Origin of the sequence: Prosthecobacter debontii (assembly GCF_900167535.1) — a bacterium.
Classification (GTDB): Bacteria; Verrucomicrobiota; Verrucomicrobiia; order Verrucomicrobiales; family Verrucomicrobiaceae; genus Prosthecobacter; species Prosthecobacter debontii.
This window is the reverse complement of record NZ_FUYE01000009.1, coordinates 12,976-26,646: the sequence shown is the minus strand read 5'-3', so window position 1 is coordinate 26,646 and position 13,671 is coordinate 12,976. Positions and strand designations below refer to the sequence as shown.

At 56.3% G+C, this 13,671-nt stretch carries 12 protein-coding genes; 3 read left to right on the top strand and 9 right to left on the bottom strand.

Features of this window, described 5'->3' with window-relative positions; genetic code table 11:
• Positions 1–448: 448 nt before the first annotated feature.
• Both B5D61_RS14280 and hisD read left to right on the top strand, forming a co-directional pair.
• Positions 449–1,654, top strand: a complete 1,206-nt coding sequence (locus B5D61_RS14280; protein ID WP_078814061.1) for a hypothetical protein — start codon at positions 449–451, stop codon at positions 1,652–1,654.
• Between the two features lie 74 nt (positions 1,655–1,728).
• Positions 1,729–3,018 (top strand): histidinol dehydrogenase, encoded by a 1,290-nt coding sequence (gene hisD, locus B5D61_RS14275; protein ID WP_078814060.1) that lies wholly within the window; start codon positions 1,729–1,731, stop codon positions 3,016–3,018.
• A gap of 152 nt (positions 3,019–3,170) precedes the next feature.
• On the opposite strand, the gene B5D61_RS14270 is transcribed toward hisD, so the two are convergent.
• The 4 genes from B5D61_RS14270 to B5D61_RS14255 are packed head-to-tail and all read right to left on the bottom strand — an operon-like array spanning position 3,171 to position 5,651.
• Positions 3,171–3,998 carry an ABC transporter permease gene (locus B5D61_RS14270; protein ID WP_078814059.1) on the bottom strand — a complete coding sequence of 276 codons (828 nt, stop codon included), beginning with the start codon at positions 3,996–3,998 and terminating at the stop codon, positions 3,171–3,173.
• Between the two features lie 9 nt (positions 3,999–4,007).
• Positions 4,008–4,304, bottom strand: coding sequence for a type II toxin-antitoxin system RelE/ParE family toxin (locus B5D61_RS14265; protein WP_078814058.1), 297 nt, complete (start codon positions 4,302–4,304; stop codon positions 4,008–4,010).
• Complete coding sequence (locus B5D61_RS14260; protein ID WP_139373265.1) at positions 4,301–4,531, bottom strand: hypothetical protein; 231 nt, start codon at positions 4,529–4,531, stop codon at positions 4,301–4,303. Before B5D61_RS14260 ends, B5D61_RS14265 begins: the two co-directional genes overlap by 4 nt.
• A gap of 43 nt (positions 4,532–4,574) precedes the next feature.
• Positions 4,575–5,651, bottom strand: a complete 1,077-nt coding sequence (locus tag B5D61_RS14255) for an ABC transporter ATP-binding protein (RefSeq protein ID WP_078814056.1) — start codon at positions 5,649–5,651, stop codon at positions 4,575–4,577.
• A 79-nt stretch (positions 5,652–5,730) separates the two neighbouring features.
• On the opposite strand from B5D61_RS14255, the gene B5D61_RS14250 reads away from it, so the two are divergent.
• Complete coding sequence (locus B5D61_RS14250) at positions 5,731–7,089, top strand: replication-associated recombination protein A (protein WP_078814055.1); 1,359 nt, start codon at positions 5,731–5,733, stop codon at positions 7,087–7,089.
• Between the two features lie 82 nt (positions 7,090–7,171).
• Here B5D61_RS14250 and B5D61_RS14245 read toward each other — a convergent pair whose 3' ends face one another.
• The 5 genes from B5D61_RS14245 to B5D61_RS14225 all read right to left on the bottom strand — a co-directional run bounded on the left by B5D61_RS14245 (position 7,172) and on the right by B5D61_RS14225 (position 13,431).
• Positions 7,172–8,218: a tetratricopeptide repeat protein gene (locus B5D61_RS14245; RefSeq protein ID WP_078814054.1), complete on the bottom strand. Its 1,047-nt coding sequence runs from the start codon at positions 8,216–8,218 to the stop codon at positions 7,172–7,174.
• Between the two features lie 54 nt (positions 8,219–8,272).
• The gene (gene cysK / locus B5D61_RS14240) at positions 8,273–9,256 is read right to left on the bottom strand and encodes a cysteine synthase A (RefSeq protein ID WP_078814053.1); all 984 of its coding nucleotides are present in this window, start codon (positions 9,254–9,256) and stop codon (positions 8,273–8,275) included.
• A 476-nt stretch (positions 9,257–9,732) separates the two neighbouring features.
• Entirely contained in the window at positions 9,733–10,512 is a 780-nt protein-coding gene (locus B5D61_RS14235) for a tetratricopeptide repeat protein (RefSeq protein ID WP_078814052.1), read from the bottom strand.
• An 82-nt stretch (positions 10,513–10,594) separates the two neighbouring features.
• Entirely contained in the window at positions 10,595–11,875 is a 1,281-nt protein-coding gene (locus B5D61_RS14230) for a tubulin beta chain (RefSeq protein ID WP_176159440.1), read from the bottom strand.
• A 62-nt stretch (positions 11,876–11,937) separates the two neighbouring features.
• Entirely contained in the window at positions 11,938–13,431 is a 1,494-nt protein-coding gene (locus B5D61_RS14225) for a tubulin beta chain (RefSeq protein WP_176159439.1), read from the bottom strand.
• Positions 13,432–13,671 lie beyond the last annotated feature (240 nt).

Below are 13,671 nucleotides of genomic sequence, written 5' to 3'. Positions count from 1 at the left end.
TATTGAATTGAGGGCACCAGTTTCGACTGAGCTGCCGTGCGGCAGCCATCAGGTTAGCCCTCTAGTGGCATCAATCTCAATACCGCCATCTTTGGCGCCAAGCCCCCCCTCGCATGGTGTCTAAGAATTGAGCCTCCTCAGCCCTGAGAAAGTGAGTTTCTAAGGGACATGCTGCAAATCTCCACCTTTGCATGCCCTCCGTCAGGGACAGCTCCCCACTCCTAGGGTAATTTCGATTTAGCTAAGCCGCTGGACCCTGTGAAGGAGATTGCGCAAACCACCTCATGAGGTGATTTGGCGATGCAGCCATGAACCTAAGTGAATCAAAAAAACTTCATTGAGAAGTTAGACATTTTACTTCTCACGCTTCCCTGCTTTGTCTAGAACATGAAACATGACTTTCACTTCTCCGGTAGGCGCTAGGTGCCTGTGTTTGAACCTTAGACCCATGGCTCGTCTCTTCGGCCTCTGGATAATGAGCAATGGATTGATCCAGGCTCAGCAACTCCACTCGCCTCGGGTTTGGACCAGCCAGGATGGTCGGACCGTGACGGCTTCGCTGGTGGCCGTGCAGGGAGGTCAGGTGACTCTGCAACTCGCCAATGGGAATCGCAGCACGGTGGCCGTGGGTGCGCTTTCCCAGGTGGATCAGGCCTTTTTGGAAAATGCGGCTCAGCCTTCATCTGCAACCACCTCATCGGCACGAGATAAGCTGACCTGGAATCCAGAGGTGCTCTCGATTGATCCCAAAACACTGGAGGTGAAGGAGGGGGACCAACGGGCCACCACGCGGCGTTACCATTATCAGGTGGAGAACTTCGAGTTCATCTCCACGGCCCCTTTGGCCAAGTCGGTGATGGCCGAGGTGGCCGGAGATTTCATCCTGACGGAGAAGTATCTGAAAGCCCAGCCCTGGGACTGGTCGCCCAAGCCCAAGAGTGGAGATCGTTTCATCATTTACATGGCCGAGACAGATTCGGATTACCGGGAATTGGGCGGTAGTGACAGCAATGCCTCCGAAATGGTGAACGATGCCTGCCTCATCCGTTTCCGCTCGCTCGGGCTGAAGAAAGTGGGAGCGCGGTATCAATACGACTCTCGGGAAAAAGAGCCGGGGCGCATCACGGGGATCGTGGCCTATGGCATGCTCTATGATGTGAATGGCTGGACCCAACCCTGGACGGGCTGGGGGTTTACCAACTTCCTGCGTTTTGTGGCCTATCAGAACAACGGCACCGTGCGCTCCACGGAGTTAGTCTCTTCCCTGCGTAAGGCTGTGAAGGATGCGGCGGATCAGAGCCAAGTCTCTCTCGATCTCCCCCGCATGCTCAAATACATGCGCCCGGGACCGCGCGGTTCGGATGTCAAATCCCGCCTGGAACAGCAGATGGATAGTTACCTGCTCATCTATTACTTTGGCTACCTGGATGGCGATGGCACAGGCTCAGGGTTGCATGAGTATTACCGGAATATCTTTGACCGCTCCAAACGCAGCCGTTCTCCAGATGCCGCAGCGGCTCGACTCCAGGCGGCTGGACTGGAAAGCGCCAGCCCAGAGCAGTTGCTGACCCGCTTGCTCAAGGATCGGGATGACGCCACCCTGGCTGCCGATATGAAGGAGAAGTTCAAGGGCATCGGTATCCGCTTTGAGTGAGCGACAGGGGGCGAAGGGGTTTTTACTTGATCTTGCGTGCTACGGGAGGCCGTGGCACGTAAACCCCCTGTTCCATGAAGATCATCCGCCATACCGACCCAACTTGGCAGCAAACGGCTGCCGCTTTGAACCGCCGTGCTGAGGCCAGCGACGCCGTGCAGGAGGTCGTGTCAGGGGTGATTAAGCAGGTGCGCGCTAGAGGCGATGCCGCCCTGATCGAGCTGACGGAGAAATTTGATCGCGCCAAGCTGACGCCTGAGACACTGGCTGTCTCCCAGGATGAACTGGCGGCTGCCTGGAATACGGCAGATGCCGAACTCCAAGAGGCCCTGATTGCCTCGCATCGAAACGTCTTTACCTTTGCCCAGAAGAGCCTGCGCCAAAATTGGTCCAGCACCAATGAGCAGGGAGCCGAAGTCGGCGAGGTGTATCACCCCTTTGAGCGGGTGGGCTGTTACGTCCCTGGCGGCTCGGCCCCGCTGGTGTCCACCTCCATCATGACAGTGACTCTCGCTGCTGCGGCAGGGGTGCCGGAGATCGTCGTCTGCACGCCATGCGGTCCCGATGGCAGTGTGAATCCCGGTTTGCTGGCAGCGCTGAAGTTGGCGGGTGCCACGGAGGTTTATAAAGTCGGGGGTGCACAAGCCATCGCTGCCATGGCTTATGGCACGGAGACCATCCGCCCCGTGGCGAAGATCTTTGGCCCCGGCAATAGCTTCGTGGTGGAGGCCAAGAGACAAGCCTTTGGCGTGGTTTCCATCGATCTCCTGCCTGGCCCCAGCGAGGTGCTGATCCTGGCTGATAAGAGTGGCAATCCGGCTTACATCGCTGCGGATATCTTAGCTCAGGCCGAACACGGCAAGGACAGCCAAGCCGGGTTCATCACCGATGATGCGGATCTGCTGAATGCTGTGGTGGCTGAAGTGAACCGCCAGTGCGCAACCCTCAGCCGTCAGGCCCAGCTCGGCCCCGTGCTGGAAAAAGGCGTGTTCCTGCTGCTCGCTCCAAGTCTGGAGGAAGGTGCCCGTCTGGTGAATGTCTACGCGCCCGAGCACCTGACGCTGATCACCGAACGTGAAAGCGATATCCTGCCGATGATCCGCACCGCAGGTGCCATCTTCCTGGGCAATGACTCCCCCGTGGCGGTGGGCGATTTCCTTGCGGGTCCGAGTCATACCCTGCCTACCGGTGGAGCTGGGAAATCCTTCCCCGGTTTGACCGTGGACATGTTCCAGCGCCGCACCAGCATGATTCGCCTGAACAAGGAAAGCGTCACCAAGTCCGAGCCAATCGTCCGTGCATTTGCCAAGGTCGAAGGTCTGGATGCCCACGGTGAATCGGTGGCGATTCGGGCACGAGGGTGAGGAGGTTCGTGTTCGCTCAAGTAAAGTGATGCGGTCACTCTTGGTCGCAAGGGTGCTCTGGCGCTCCTCTTTACCCCTCGGCTTCCCAACTTTTCATGTGAGGACATCAAAACACCTCATTTGATCTTCGACTGCGGCCAAGAGTGGCCGCATCACTCCTCGCGCTTTCTTCCTAGCCACACAACTGGCACGAGCACGGCGAGCAGAAGTGCTCCCGATAACGCACTGGCGAGGGGGAGGTTGCGATCTGTGAAAGCGCGTTGAGCGATCTTGTTGCCGATCAATTCATCGCCGGTGCCGCCGACGAATTGAGGGATCACGTATTGGCCTAACGAACAAACGAACACGATCACTAAAGCGGACAGCAACCCCTGGCGAATGCCGGGGAGAAAGACGCGGGTAAAGGCCTGCCATTTCGAGGCACCCAGATCTCGAGCGGCATCCACTAGGCTGAGGTCAAACTTCTCTGCGGCGGCATACAGCGGCATGATGGCAAAGGGGAGCTGAGTATACACCATCACCAGCAGCACCGCCCCGGCATTGTTCAGCAGAAAGGTATCCTCGGAGGCGAGATGTAGCCAGACCAGCGCTTGTTTGACGAGGCCTTCGGGATGCAGCAGAGAGCGCCAGGCAAAGATTCGGATGATAAAGTTGGTGAGGAATGGCACCACCACCAGAAGCAACACGACTTGCCGCCAAAAGGGTTTCATCCGTGCGAGCGCCCAACACATGGGCAAAGCCAAGGCGAGGCTCAGCACCGTCGTCGCTGCACTGATCCACACCGTGCGCCAGGCGATGGAGAGATACTGGGAATCCAATAGCAGTTTGACCGTGTACCAGGTCCAGGTATCTCCCACGCCTCCGCGCAGATCACTGCTGCGAAAAGCCAGCCCGAGGATGAGCAGACAAGGCAGGGCAAAGAAGATCCCCAACCACCCTAGCGAGGGAAGTGTGAGAAGGACTTCACGGCGCGATTTCATCTAGAAGGTTCAGCTTCGGTTCATTCCAAAAGAAGGACGCTGCTTCTCATGCTTGATCGCAATGATTCTGATCTCATCTTCTTTGAGGCGATAAACAATCGGATAAAGAAAAGGGGCCGTTTTGTAACGACGATAAATCTGCGATTTTAGATGGTAAGGGAAGGCTTTAGGCGAAGCGATGATCTTGGCAAAACCCTGTTGGATAGCTGCTTCAAATCGCTCTGCTAAAGCAACGCTCTCTTGCTCATAATAATCAAGCGCCCTGGAGTAATCCCTTTGAGCGAGCGAATGAACGGAGATTTTCATTTGGCTTGGCCGGGGCGTCGCACGCCTGCCCAGAATTCTTCCACCGAAAGCGATGGGTCCAATCCGTTTTCCATCTCCTCATCACGGCGGATCGTTTCAGCGAGAATCTCCTCAGGCTCCAGGGCATGATCATCTGCCGCATGACTGAGAAGATTATCAGCAAGCCTCAATTGGTCGGCTTTGGGCAAATCAAAGGCCATTGTTTGGATCTCTGAAAACGTTACCATAAGGGGATGATACGTTCCGATAAGGGTTTCGCAACGGCCAAACTCAATCCACCACCCGTGCTGCCTCGGGTTGGAAGCTGATCCACACTTCTTGCCCCGGGGAAAGCTCCGCATCGCGGCTGGAGTGCTGTACGTGCAGGCTGCGATCTCCACAGCGCACCCGCAGACGATGATGAGCACCGTAGTAAGTGGCGGCTTCGATCTGGCAGCGGCCCACGTTCACGCGTTCGTGGCTAGCAGGGCGCTGAAGACTGAGATGCAGCTTCTCGGGCCTAACCATGAGTTTCACACATTGACCTGAATGCAAGCCTGGACGACCAGTGACGAGCGGACTATCCAGACCGGTGACCTTGACACGAACGAATCCCCCCGACTGAGGCTCCTCCACCGTGCCGGTGAGGAAATTGGCATCGCCAATGAAGGAGGCGACAAAGCCGTTGGCAGGAGCCTCATACAGAGCCTGAGGGGTATCCACCTGAGCAATTTGACCTTTCTCCAGGACCGCGATGCGATGACTCAGGCTCAGCGCTTCTCCCTGATCGTGGGTAACATAGATGAAGGTGGTGCCGACTTCACGATGAATGGTTTGTAGCTCAGCAAGCAGGTGCTGGCGCAATTTCAGATCGAGCGCCGCCAGAGGTTCATCCAGCAGGAGGACTTGGGGTTCATTCACCAGAGCACGGGCGATGGCCACCCGCTGCCGTTGGCCGCCACTGAGTTGCTGAGGGCGTTTGCGCGCGTGGTCGCCCATCTGGATGAGCGCGAGCATGTTCTCCACCGCATTCTGGATTTGCACCCGAGATTTCCCGGCGAGTTTAGGCCCGAAGGCAATGTTTTCCCAGACGCTCAGGTGGGGAAAGAGCGCGTAGTTTTGAAACACGGTATTCACCGGCCGGCGCTCAGGGGGGAGAGCCGTGATGTCCTGCCCATTCAAGACGATACGACCCGCGTCGGGTTGCTCGAAACCGGCCAGCATCTTCAGCAAGGTGGTTTTGCCACAGCCGCTGGGGCCCAGCAGGGAAAAGATCTCCCCCTGCCGAATGCAGAGAGAGACGTCATCCACGGCCTTGAGAGCGCCGAAATGGCGAGAAACCTTTTCGATGGAGAGAAAATCGTGCAACGGGAAAGAGTGGGGCTAATCGTAAGAAACCATTGCCAACGACGGCAAACAACTGCCAACCACTGCAATCTTTACCTTCATGAGCGATGACCTTTTCCAATCCAGCGAGGCACCCGCCACAGTCGTGGACGCCCAGCCGGATGCGCCGCTGGCCTCGCGCATGCGTCCGCGAACGCTGGCGGAGTATACAGGTCAGCGTCATATCCTAGGCGAGGGTAAACTGCTGCGCCGCGCGGTCCTGGCGGATCGTTTCTCCTCCATCATCCTTTATGGGCCTCCCGGGGTGGGTAAGACGACGCTGGCCCACATCATCAGTCAGGAGACGAAGGCTCGCTTTGTCACCTTGAGCGGGGTAGAGAGCAGTGTGGCGGATATCCGCAAAGAAGCCGAGGCAGCTCAACGGCTGAAGAAACTGACTGGTCAGGGGACGGTGTTGTTTGTGGATGAGATTCACCGCTTTAACAAAGCTCAGCAGGATGTGCTGCTGCCGCATCTGGAGAGGGGCACGCTGCGCTTCATCGGGGCGACGACACACAACCCGTTCTTCTACGTCAATAGCCCACTCGTGAGTCGGTCCCAGGTCTTCACCTTGGAGCCTCTAAGCATCGAAGATCTGCAAGGGCTCATGGAGCGTGCTTTAAAGGACGAGGAGCGGGGCCTTGGCCCCTGGAAAGCGACGCTCACGGAAGAAGCCAGTCTGCATCTAGCCACTGTGGCGGATGGCGATGCTCGCAAATGCCTCAATGCTCTGGAGCTGGCAGTGCTCTCCTCCACCCCAGATGCGGAGGGGAAGGTCACCATTGATCTCACGACTTCGGAGGAATCCGTGCAGCAGAAAACTGTGGTCTATGATGGCGATGGGGATGCGCATTACGACACCGCCAGCGCCTTCATCAAATCCATGCGTGCCTCAGATCCCGACGCGGCGATCTACTGGCTGGCGAAGATGCTCTATGCAGGGGAAGATATTCGCTTTGTCGCTCGCCGTATCGTCATCGCGGCCAGTGAAGATGTGGGCATGGCCGATAGCAATGCCTTGCGCGTGGCTGTGGCGGCTCAGCAGGCCGTGGAGGTCATCGGTATGCCCGAGGCGCGGATCATCCTCGCCCATGCCGTCGTTTACATCGCCACCGCACCGAAGAGCAATCGCGCTTACATGGCCATCAATGCCGCTTTGGACGATGTGAAAAACGGTCGCACACTGCCGGTTCCTAAACACCTGCGCGACAGTCATTACAAAGGGGCCAAGCAGTTCGGTCATGGAGAAGGTTACCTCTACCCACATGACTTCGAGGGAGGCTTTGTGCCTCAGCGCTGCCTCGAAGGCGGTAAACAATACTATGACCCGACCACCAACGGTCTGGAAGGGCGGATCAAGGAGCGCCTCGACTACTACCGTCAGCAGTGGGAGCAACAGGCAGCTCAAAGCAGCTCGTGATTCTCAGTTTCAGCTGACAAAAAACGCTGATGGGAATCCCATCAGCGTTTGAATGATTGCCAAGTCTTTTAAACCCGCAAGATCAAGGAGCCTTGGGAGCTTCAGGGGCTGGGGCTGGGACAGGAGCCGGGGTTGGCTTGACCTCCACCTTGGGAGCCGCTGGAGCAGCTGGTGTCGGAGCAGGAACAGGTTTCACCTCCACCTGAGGGTCAGCGGGTGCTGAAGTGGCAGGCACCGGAACTGGAACAGCTTCGAGAGGGGCCATCGGGGCCTCTGCGGGAGCGGGCTTCAGTTCAATCGGAGCCAGCGGTGCTGGCTCAGGCGTGGAGGGAGTGACCTGGATGGTCGGTGCTGCGCCAGTAGCTCCTGGAATCAGGGTGGGGGTGATGCCCGGGGTGTTCAGCTTGAGCTGAGGAGCGCCAGGGGCAGGAGATGCCGGATTTGGGGCCTTCGGCTTGGGCGGGCCATCCACTTCCTTGATAGGAAGCTTAGCGGCGATCCACTTCAGGCGGCCTTCGCTCTGCTCGATGAAGTCTGAATTGGCATTCGGGAACTTCGCAGGCAGGGATTCATACGCAGCCTTGGCCTCTTCTTCTTTTCCAGTGGCCCACAGCAAGTCGCCGAGACGGAGCTGGGCCAGAGCGGCAGTGTCAGTATTCGGGAACTCGGAAATCACACGCTCGAAAACCGGGCGAGCCTCTTCGGCTTCCTTCATCGACTCCAGCTTACTGCCCAGCGCTACCAAGGTTTCAGCCATCAGCGGGTGGCTGCTGTATTGGCTTGTGAACTCACGCAGCGTCGCCACCGACGAATCCTTCTTGTTCTGCTCCCAGAGCAGATCCGCCTTCAACAGCAGTGCATTGCCAGCAGAGATGGTGCCCGAATACTGGCTGACGACCAGATCACAGTCCTCTACGGTCTTGGCTGAAGCAAAGGCCTCACCGGCCGCCACAGCATTCGCATGGTTGGTGTAGCTGATCACCCCATAAGCCACCGCAGCGACAGCGATCACGGCGCATAGGAGGACGAGCTTTTTGAAGTGGGCTTCCAGGAATTGCTCCATGGGGGTGGAGTATTCTTCCATGGGGGCCTGGGGGGCGACGGGGGCGGTTGGTGTGGCTTTAGACATGAGCCGTGGAGGTCTAACGAACGAACTGGAGAGTAACGAGAGGGAGAAACGAGATTAGGCTCCCACTTTTGCACGCGCCTCATCGGCGAGGGCGGTGGAGAGGTAACGCTCACCGGTGGAGCAAGCCACGGTGACGATCAGCTTACCCTTGTTTTCAGGACGCTGAGCCACACGGATGGCGGCCAACACGTTGGCACCGGTGCTGATGCCGACCAGGATGCCTTCTTCTTTAGCTAGGCGGCGAGCCATGGCGAAAGCGTCGTCATTGCTGATCTTGATGCACTCGATGATCTGCGGGTTACCGGCGCTGTCCTTGAGGTGAAGGTTCTTTGGCACGAAACCGGCGCCTGTGCCCTGAATCTTGTGCGGACCAGGCTGCACAGGTTCACCGGCCAATGTCTGGTTGATGACCGGGCTGGCCTCAGGCTCCACGGCGATGGCCTGGAAGCTTGGCTTGCGGGGTTTGATCACCTCGCAGGTGCCGGTGAGGGTGCCGCCCGTGCCGACAGCGGCCACGAAGATGTCCACTTGGCCATCCGTATCCGCCCAGATTTCCTCGGCGGTGGTCTTCATGTGGATAGCCGGGTTGGCGGGGTTTTCAAACTGCTGGGGCATCCAGGCATTCGGAGTCTCCTTGAGGATCTCCTCCGCTTTGGCGATGGCGCCCTTCATGCCCTGAGGGCCAGGGGTCAGCACCAGATCTGCGCCGAGCAGGGCCAGCAGGGTCCGGCGCTCCAAGCTCATGGTCTCAGGCATGGTCAGGACGAGCTTGTAACCTTTGGCAGCCGCCACGAAGGCGAGCGCGATGCCGGTGTTACCACTGGTCGGCTCGACAATGACGGTGTCCTTATTCAGGATGCCGCGAGCCTCTGCATCTTCGATCATGGCCATGCCAATACGGTCCTTCACGCTCCCGAGGGGATTGAAGAACTCGCACTTCAGCGCGATGGTGGCGTCGAGTCCTTCGGTGACCTTGTTCAGTTTCACCAGCGGAGTCTTACCGACGGTTTCGACGATGTTGTTGTAGATGTTTCCCATGGCAGTGCAGGAGTGGGGGTTCAAAACGGAGTTCTGGAATACGACAGCGCCTCCCAGGACGTGAGGGGGAAGTTTATAGGAGCGCCACGGCAGGCTTGCAAAGGAAAAAACCGGCACGAAGCGTTGCCATTACGGAGCCTGTAGCTCCACCAAACCTGAAAGAATGGGGGTTGGGGTATCCGTTCCTTTTTGATGAGGGTTTTCTTCGACTCGGAACGTTTTTGAGAGCCCATCTCTCTAATGTCGAGTGCCGACCGTTTTTCCTTCTGTTTGCAGGGCTAACCAAACGACCAGCACAACGACACCGAGACTAAAAGAAAAGGAAAATTCGAGACGAGATTTTCATGCCCACTTTTATAAGATCCACCGTCTAATTAAGATAGATACGCAGAATCACAAGGGTCTTACATCGCTTTGCAACTCATCAAAGCGCTGCCACTTAGCTGACCTGTAAACTATCGCGAGGATCCATTTATTCAAAACGGCTTATCCACCAAAAGGGAAGCGGCTCGCTGGGGCGTGGGGTGACTCATGTGCATTTGCGCACGCAGTTTTTTCGCGCGCTCCACCCACACCTCCGCCTGTTGAAAGTCTCCCGTGGCTTTATAAGCCGCCCCGAGATTGATGTAGGTTTGAGAGAGATCCGCTGGATCCATCTGACTTTCTCCGAGATTTTGTCGAATCACGAGCGCCTGTTCGTGCATCTGCATGGCGTGTTCGACATCCAAGTTCAAATAATAAAGAACACCGAGGTTGTTGAACACACTGGCCACACTAGCGCTGTAGCGGCCATCCGTCGCTTCGAAGATGTCGAGTGCCTCCAGGTAGTATTGCTCTGCTTTAGCGTAGTCATGCTGCTGCTTGTAAATCATGGCCAAGTTGTTCTTGATGGTGGCCACCTTGCTGTTGCAAACACCAGCTTTTTCCGCTGCATCCAAGGCCATTTGATAAAACTCGGCAGACTCTGGCATCCGCCCCCAACGATCATACAGGTGAGCGAGCAGCGAATAAATGCCGATCAGCAAGTCCGCATCTCGAGGCCGTGCTTCTAAGGCGCTATAAAGCGCTTCGCGGTAAAGGGACTCTGCCTTGGGGAAGTCACCGTCCTTTTGCCGAAGACTCGCCAGGACGCTGATTTGCTCCACAAGTTGACCTATGAAACTGGCGTCCCGATTGACGGCACGCCGTGCTTCTTCCACATGGCGAGAAGCAATCTCAATCTGACGATCCAACTTGGTATCGACACTGTAAGGCATGGTGAGGGCGATAGGTTAAGGTTGAAGAATAACAGAGAGGAGAGTGGGAGGGTGGGGTAAGAAGGCTCAGCCGTATCGTGCGTTAGCTGGCATCCCGGTAGGATAGAGCGAGGTTGGCAATCTGGTCTCGAGCGACGGCCATTTGATCGCGAGACACACCGGCATTCTCATACCAATGGGTGTAGGCGTGATTATCGAACATGATATCGAACTGCCCGATCAGGCGCTCAAACACGGCTGAGATGCCGGTGTGGTTGACCAAAGCCAGTCCACTGGAGGCAAAGCCCGCCGGAGCGGTCTCGGCATAACCTAGTTTGAGACCGCCTGAGGCCGGCATGTAGCTGGCGTAGTTCAACTCCTTGCGGATCGTGGCCATGTTCTCATCCACCTCCTTGGCCTTCACCTCGCCCCGGAACAAGGCGCTGGCAGCGAGGTAAACGCCGTTTTGCCAATCAATCTCCGCCGTAAAATTGTCCTGCGCAAAGGTCTCACGGGCCAGTTCAGGGAAGCTCATGCGCACTTGGCTTTCGTCATCAGCAGTGCGCATGGGCGCAAAGCTTGCCGTCAGGAAATGATTGCCAGGAAATGGCACCAAATTAGTCACGAATTCACTCAGGTCGGTATTCAGCTTCCCCGGAAACCGCAGCGACGCCGTGACGGAACTCACAATCAAAGCGATGATGTTGTTCAGGTCCATGTAAGTGGGGCTGCGATTCAGCTTCGTCTTAGCGATGCGGAACAGAGCCTCATTATCCAACAGCACCGAACCATCCGCGTGATCCAGCAGGCGCTTCAGGGTGAGAATAGCGTTGTAAGGCTCCACAGCAGAGTCTGAGATCAGCGGCGACGGCACGACCGAAAAGGTAAAGATGCGCTTCTTCGGATAAGCCTGACGCAGCCTTTCGAGGATCAGTGACCCGAGACCTGACCCGGAACCTCCTCCGATGGAATGCGTGAGTAAGAATCCCTGAAGCCCCTTGGTCTTTTCAACCGCGCTGTCGATCACATTCATGATCTGATCGATCACCCGCTTACCTTCCGCATGGTAGCCACGCGCCCAGTTGTTAGCAGCACCTGGGATTTTGCGAACGATGCAGCTTTCATCGAAGAGCTTGGACATGTCCCCACTCTCGATCCTGCCAATCACTCCAGGTTCAAGATCGATCAAGACGGCGCGAGGGACGTATTTTCCCTCTCTTACGCGGTGAAAGAAAACTTCCAAATTGCTATTGGCCGCTGCATTGGCCCCCTCTTTCAGCGTTCCGGTTTCTGTAAGGCCATGCTCTTTCAGGGCCAGTCGCCAAAAGCTGTCGGCGATCTGGTTGCCGCATTGCCCCACGTGAATGCTTAAAATCTCTCTCACTGTTCGTCCTCCGGGAAAAGTTCTTGATCTTGAGTGTTGAATGAATGCGTCATGCAAGCGCTCTAGTAGCGGCGCTCGACCAACGTTCGCAGGTGGGTGGAACTGCTGCTGCGTGCCCCCTCATAGTAGCCTTGCATTGGGATGGGGCGTGAGACTGGAGCTGGAGTGTATTGGGGTTGAGGTGTTGGCTCAGGCTCAGGTGCCAATGCCGGTGTGGAGGTCCTGCGCTGGATTTCCTGTCCCCTGTTCATGACGCCGGTTTCCTCCGCCACTCGATAGCTCTGAATCAGATCCTGCGCCGAGGCACGCATGGCTGTGATTTGCTCTTCGGACATGCCTTCATTCAGATACCAATTGGCGAAGGCTTTCCGCTGCCAAAGCTTATCGAAGTTCGAGCAGATGCGCTCAAACACTCGCGATACCTCGGTGTTATTAGCCACCAGCACCACGCTACGACGATGGGTGATACCAGGTTGCTCAACATAACCAATTTTAAAAGCTGTTGGAATCCAATAGGTCAATGGGAGACGCCCACGAATGGAAGCCAGTGCAGCATCTGCTTGCGGTTTATCTTCCATCACCCCTCGATAGAGCACAGCGGTGCTCAAAAAGCGGCCTTCCATGGGAGAACACGCGGCAAACATCGACTCATTCCTGAACATGGACTCGATCATCTCCTCAATGCCCATTTCTTCGAACTTGCTCTGATGGGGAGGAGTCAGCGGGGCGAAGGTGCACATCAAGAAGTGCAAGCTCGGCTGAGGCACGAGATTGGTGAGTAATTCACGCAGGCTGATCTCCACCGTCAGGAAGCCGCTGAAACGCATCGGTGCGGTCAGGCCAGCCAAGGCTTCTGTGATGAGTAAATTGAGATCATCCACAGACGGGCTTTCAATGCCCCAGCGACGGAAGGCCACATTGAAAAGAGCTTCATTATCAAAAATCAGACACGCATCCGCGAAACGACGCAGAGTGCTCAAGGCGAAAACCGTGTTGTAAGGTTCCGTCACCACAGAGGACACTTGCGGTGAAGGCAGGATGGCGCAGCTCAGAATGGGATGTTCTGGATACTTTTCCTTGATCTCCTCGATCAGAAGAGAGCCAAAACCCGAGCCTGAGCCACCCCCGATGGCATGCAGCACGATAATGCCGCCGACATGGTCACACTTGCTGATTTCATAGTCCAGGCGGGCCATGGCTTCCGGCAGAACCTCGCGGCCCGCCCCCATGTAACCCACGGCGAAGTTCCCGCCAGCACCTTCCATGCGGGTGATTAGGTTGGCTGGATTGAACAAGGAGCCCGTCGTCGCCTTGATTTGATTAATCACGCTCGGCTCCAGATCCACCATGACCGAACGTGGCACATAGCTAGCAGAGCTTCCATCTCCCAATTTTGAGAAGAATGCACTCCAGTTTCCCTTAGGCGCAGCACCCGATTTGCACTGGGCTGTTGTAGGATCAATGCCGTGCTCCAGGCAGAGCGTTCTCCAGAAAGATGAAGCAATCTGGTTTCCTGCCTGACCGACCGAAACGACAAGGGTATTGTTCACTTTCATAAGGTAATAGTTTTTATATTTACTATAATCGAACGCCTGAAGAGGCCCAGCTAATTGAGAAACACGAATGAAGTCGCCAGCTCTGACACACATCAGCACCAGTGAGAACCAGTAATGATATTTACAGTAAATTTAATCTTTTCCCAATACAATTACATTTTGCAACTGCCAGCAACTTAACCTAATATAAATTTCCTACGATTTCATCAATGCATGATTGTATCTAATGCTAAATATTAT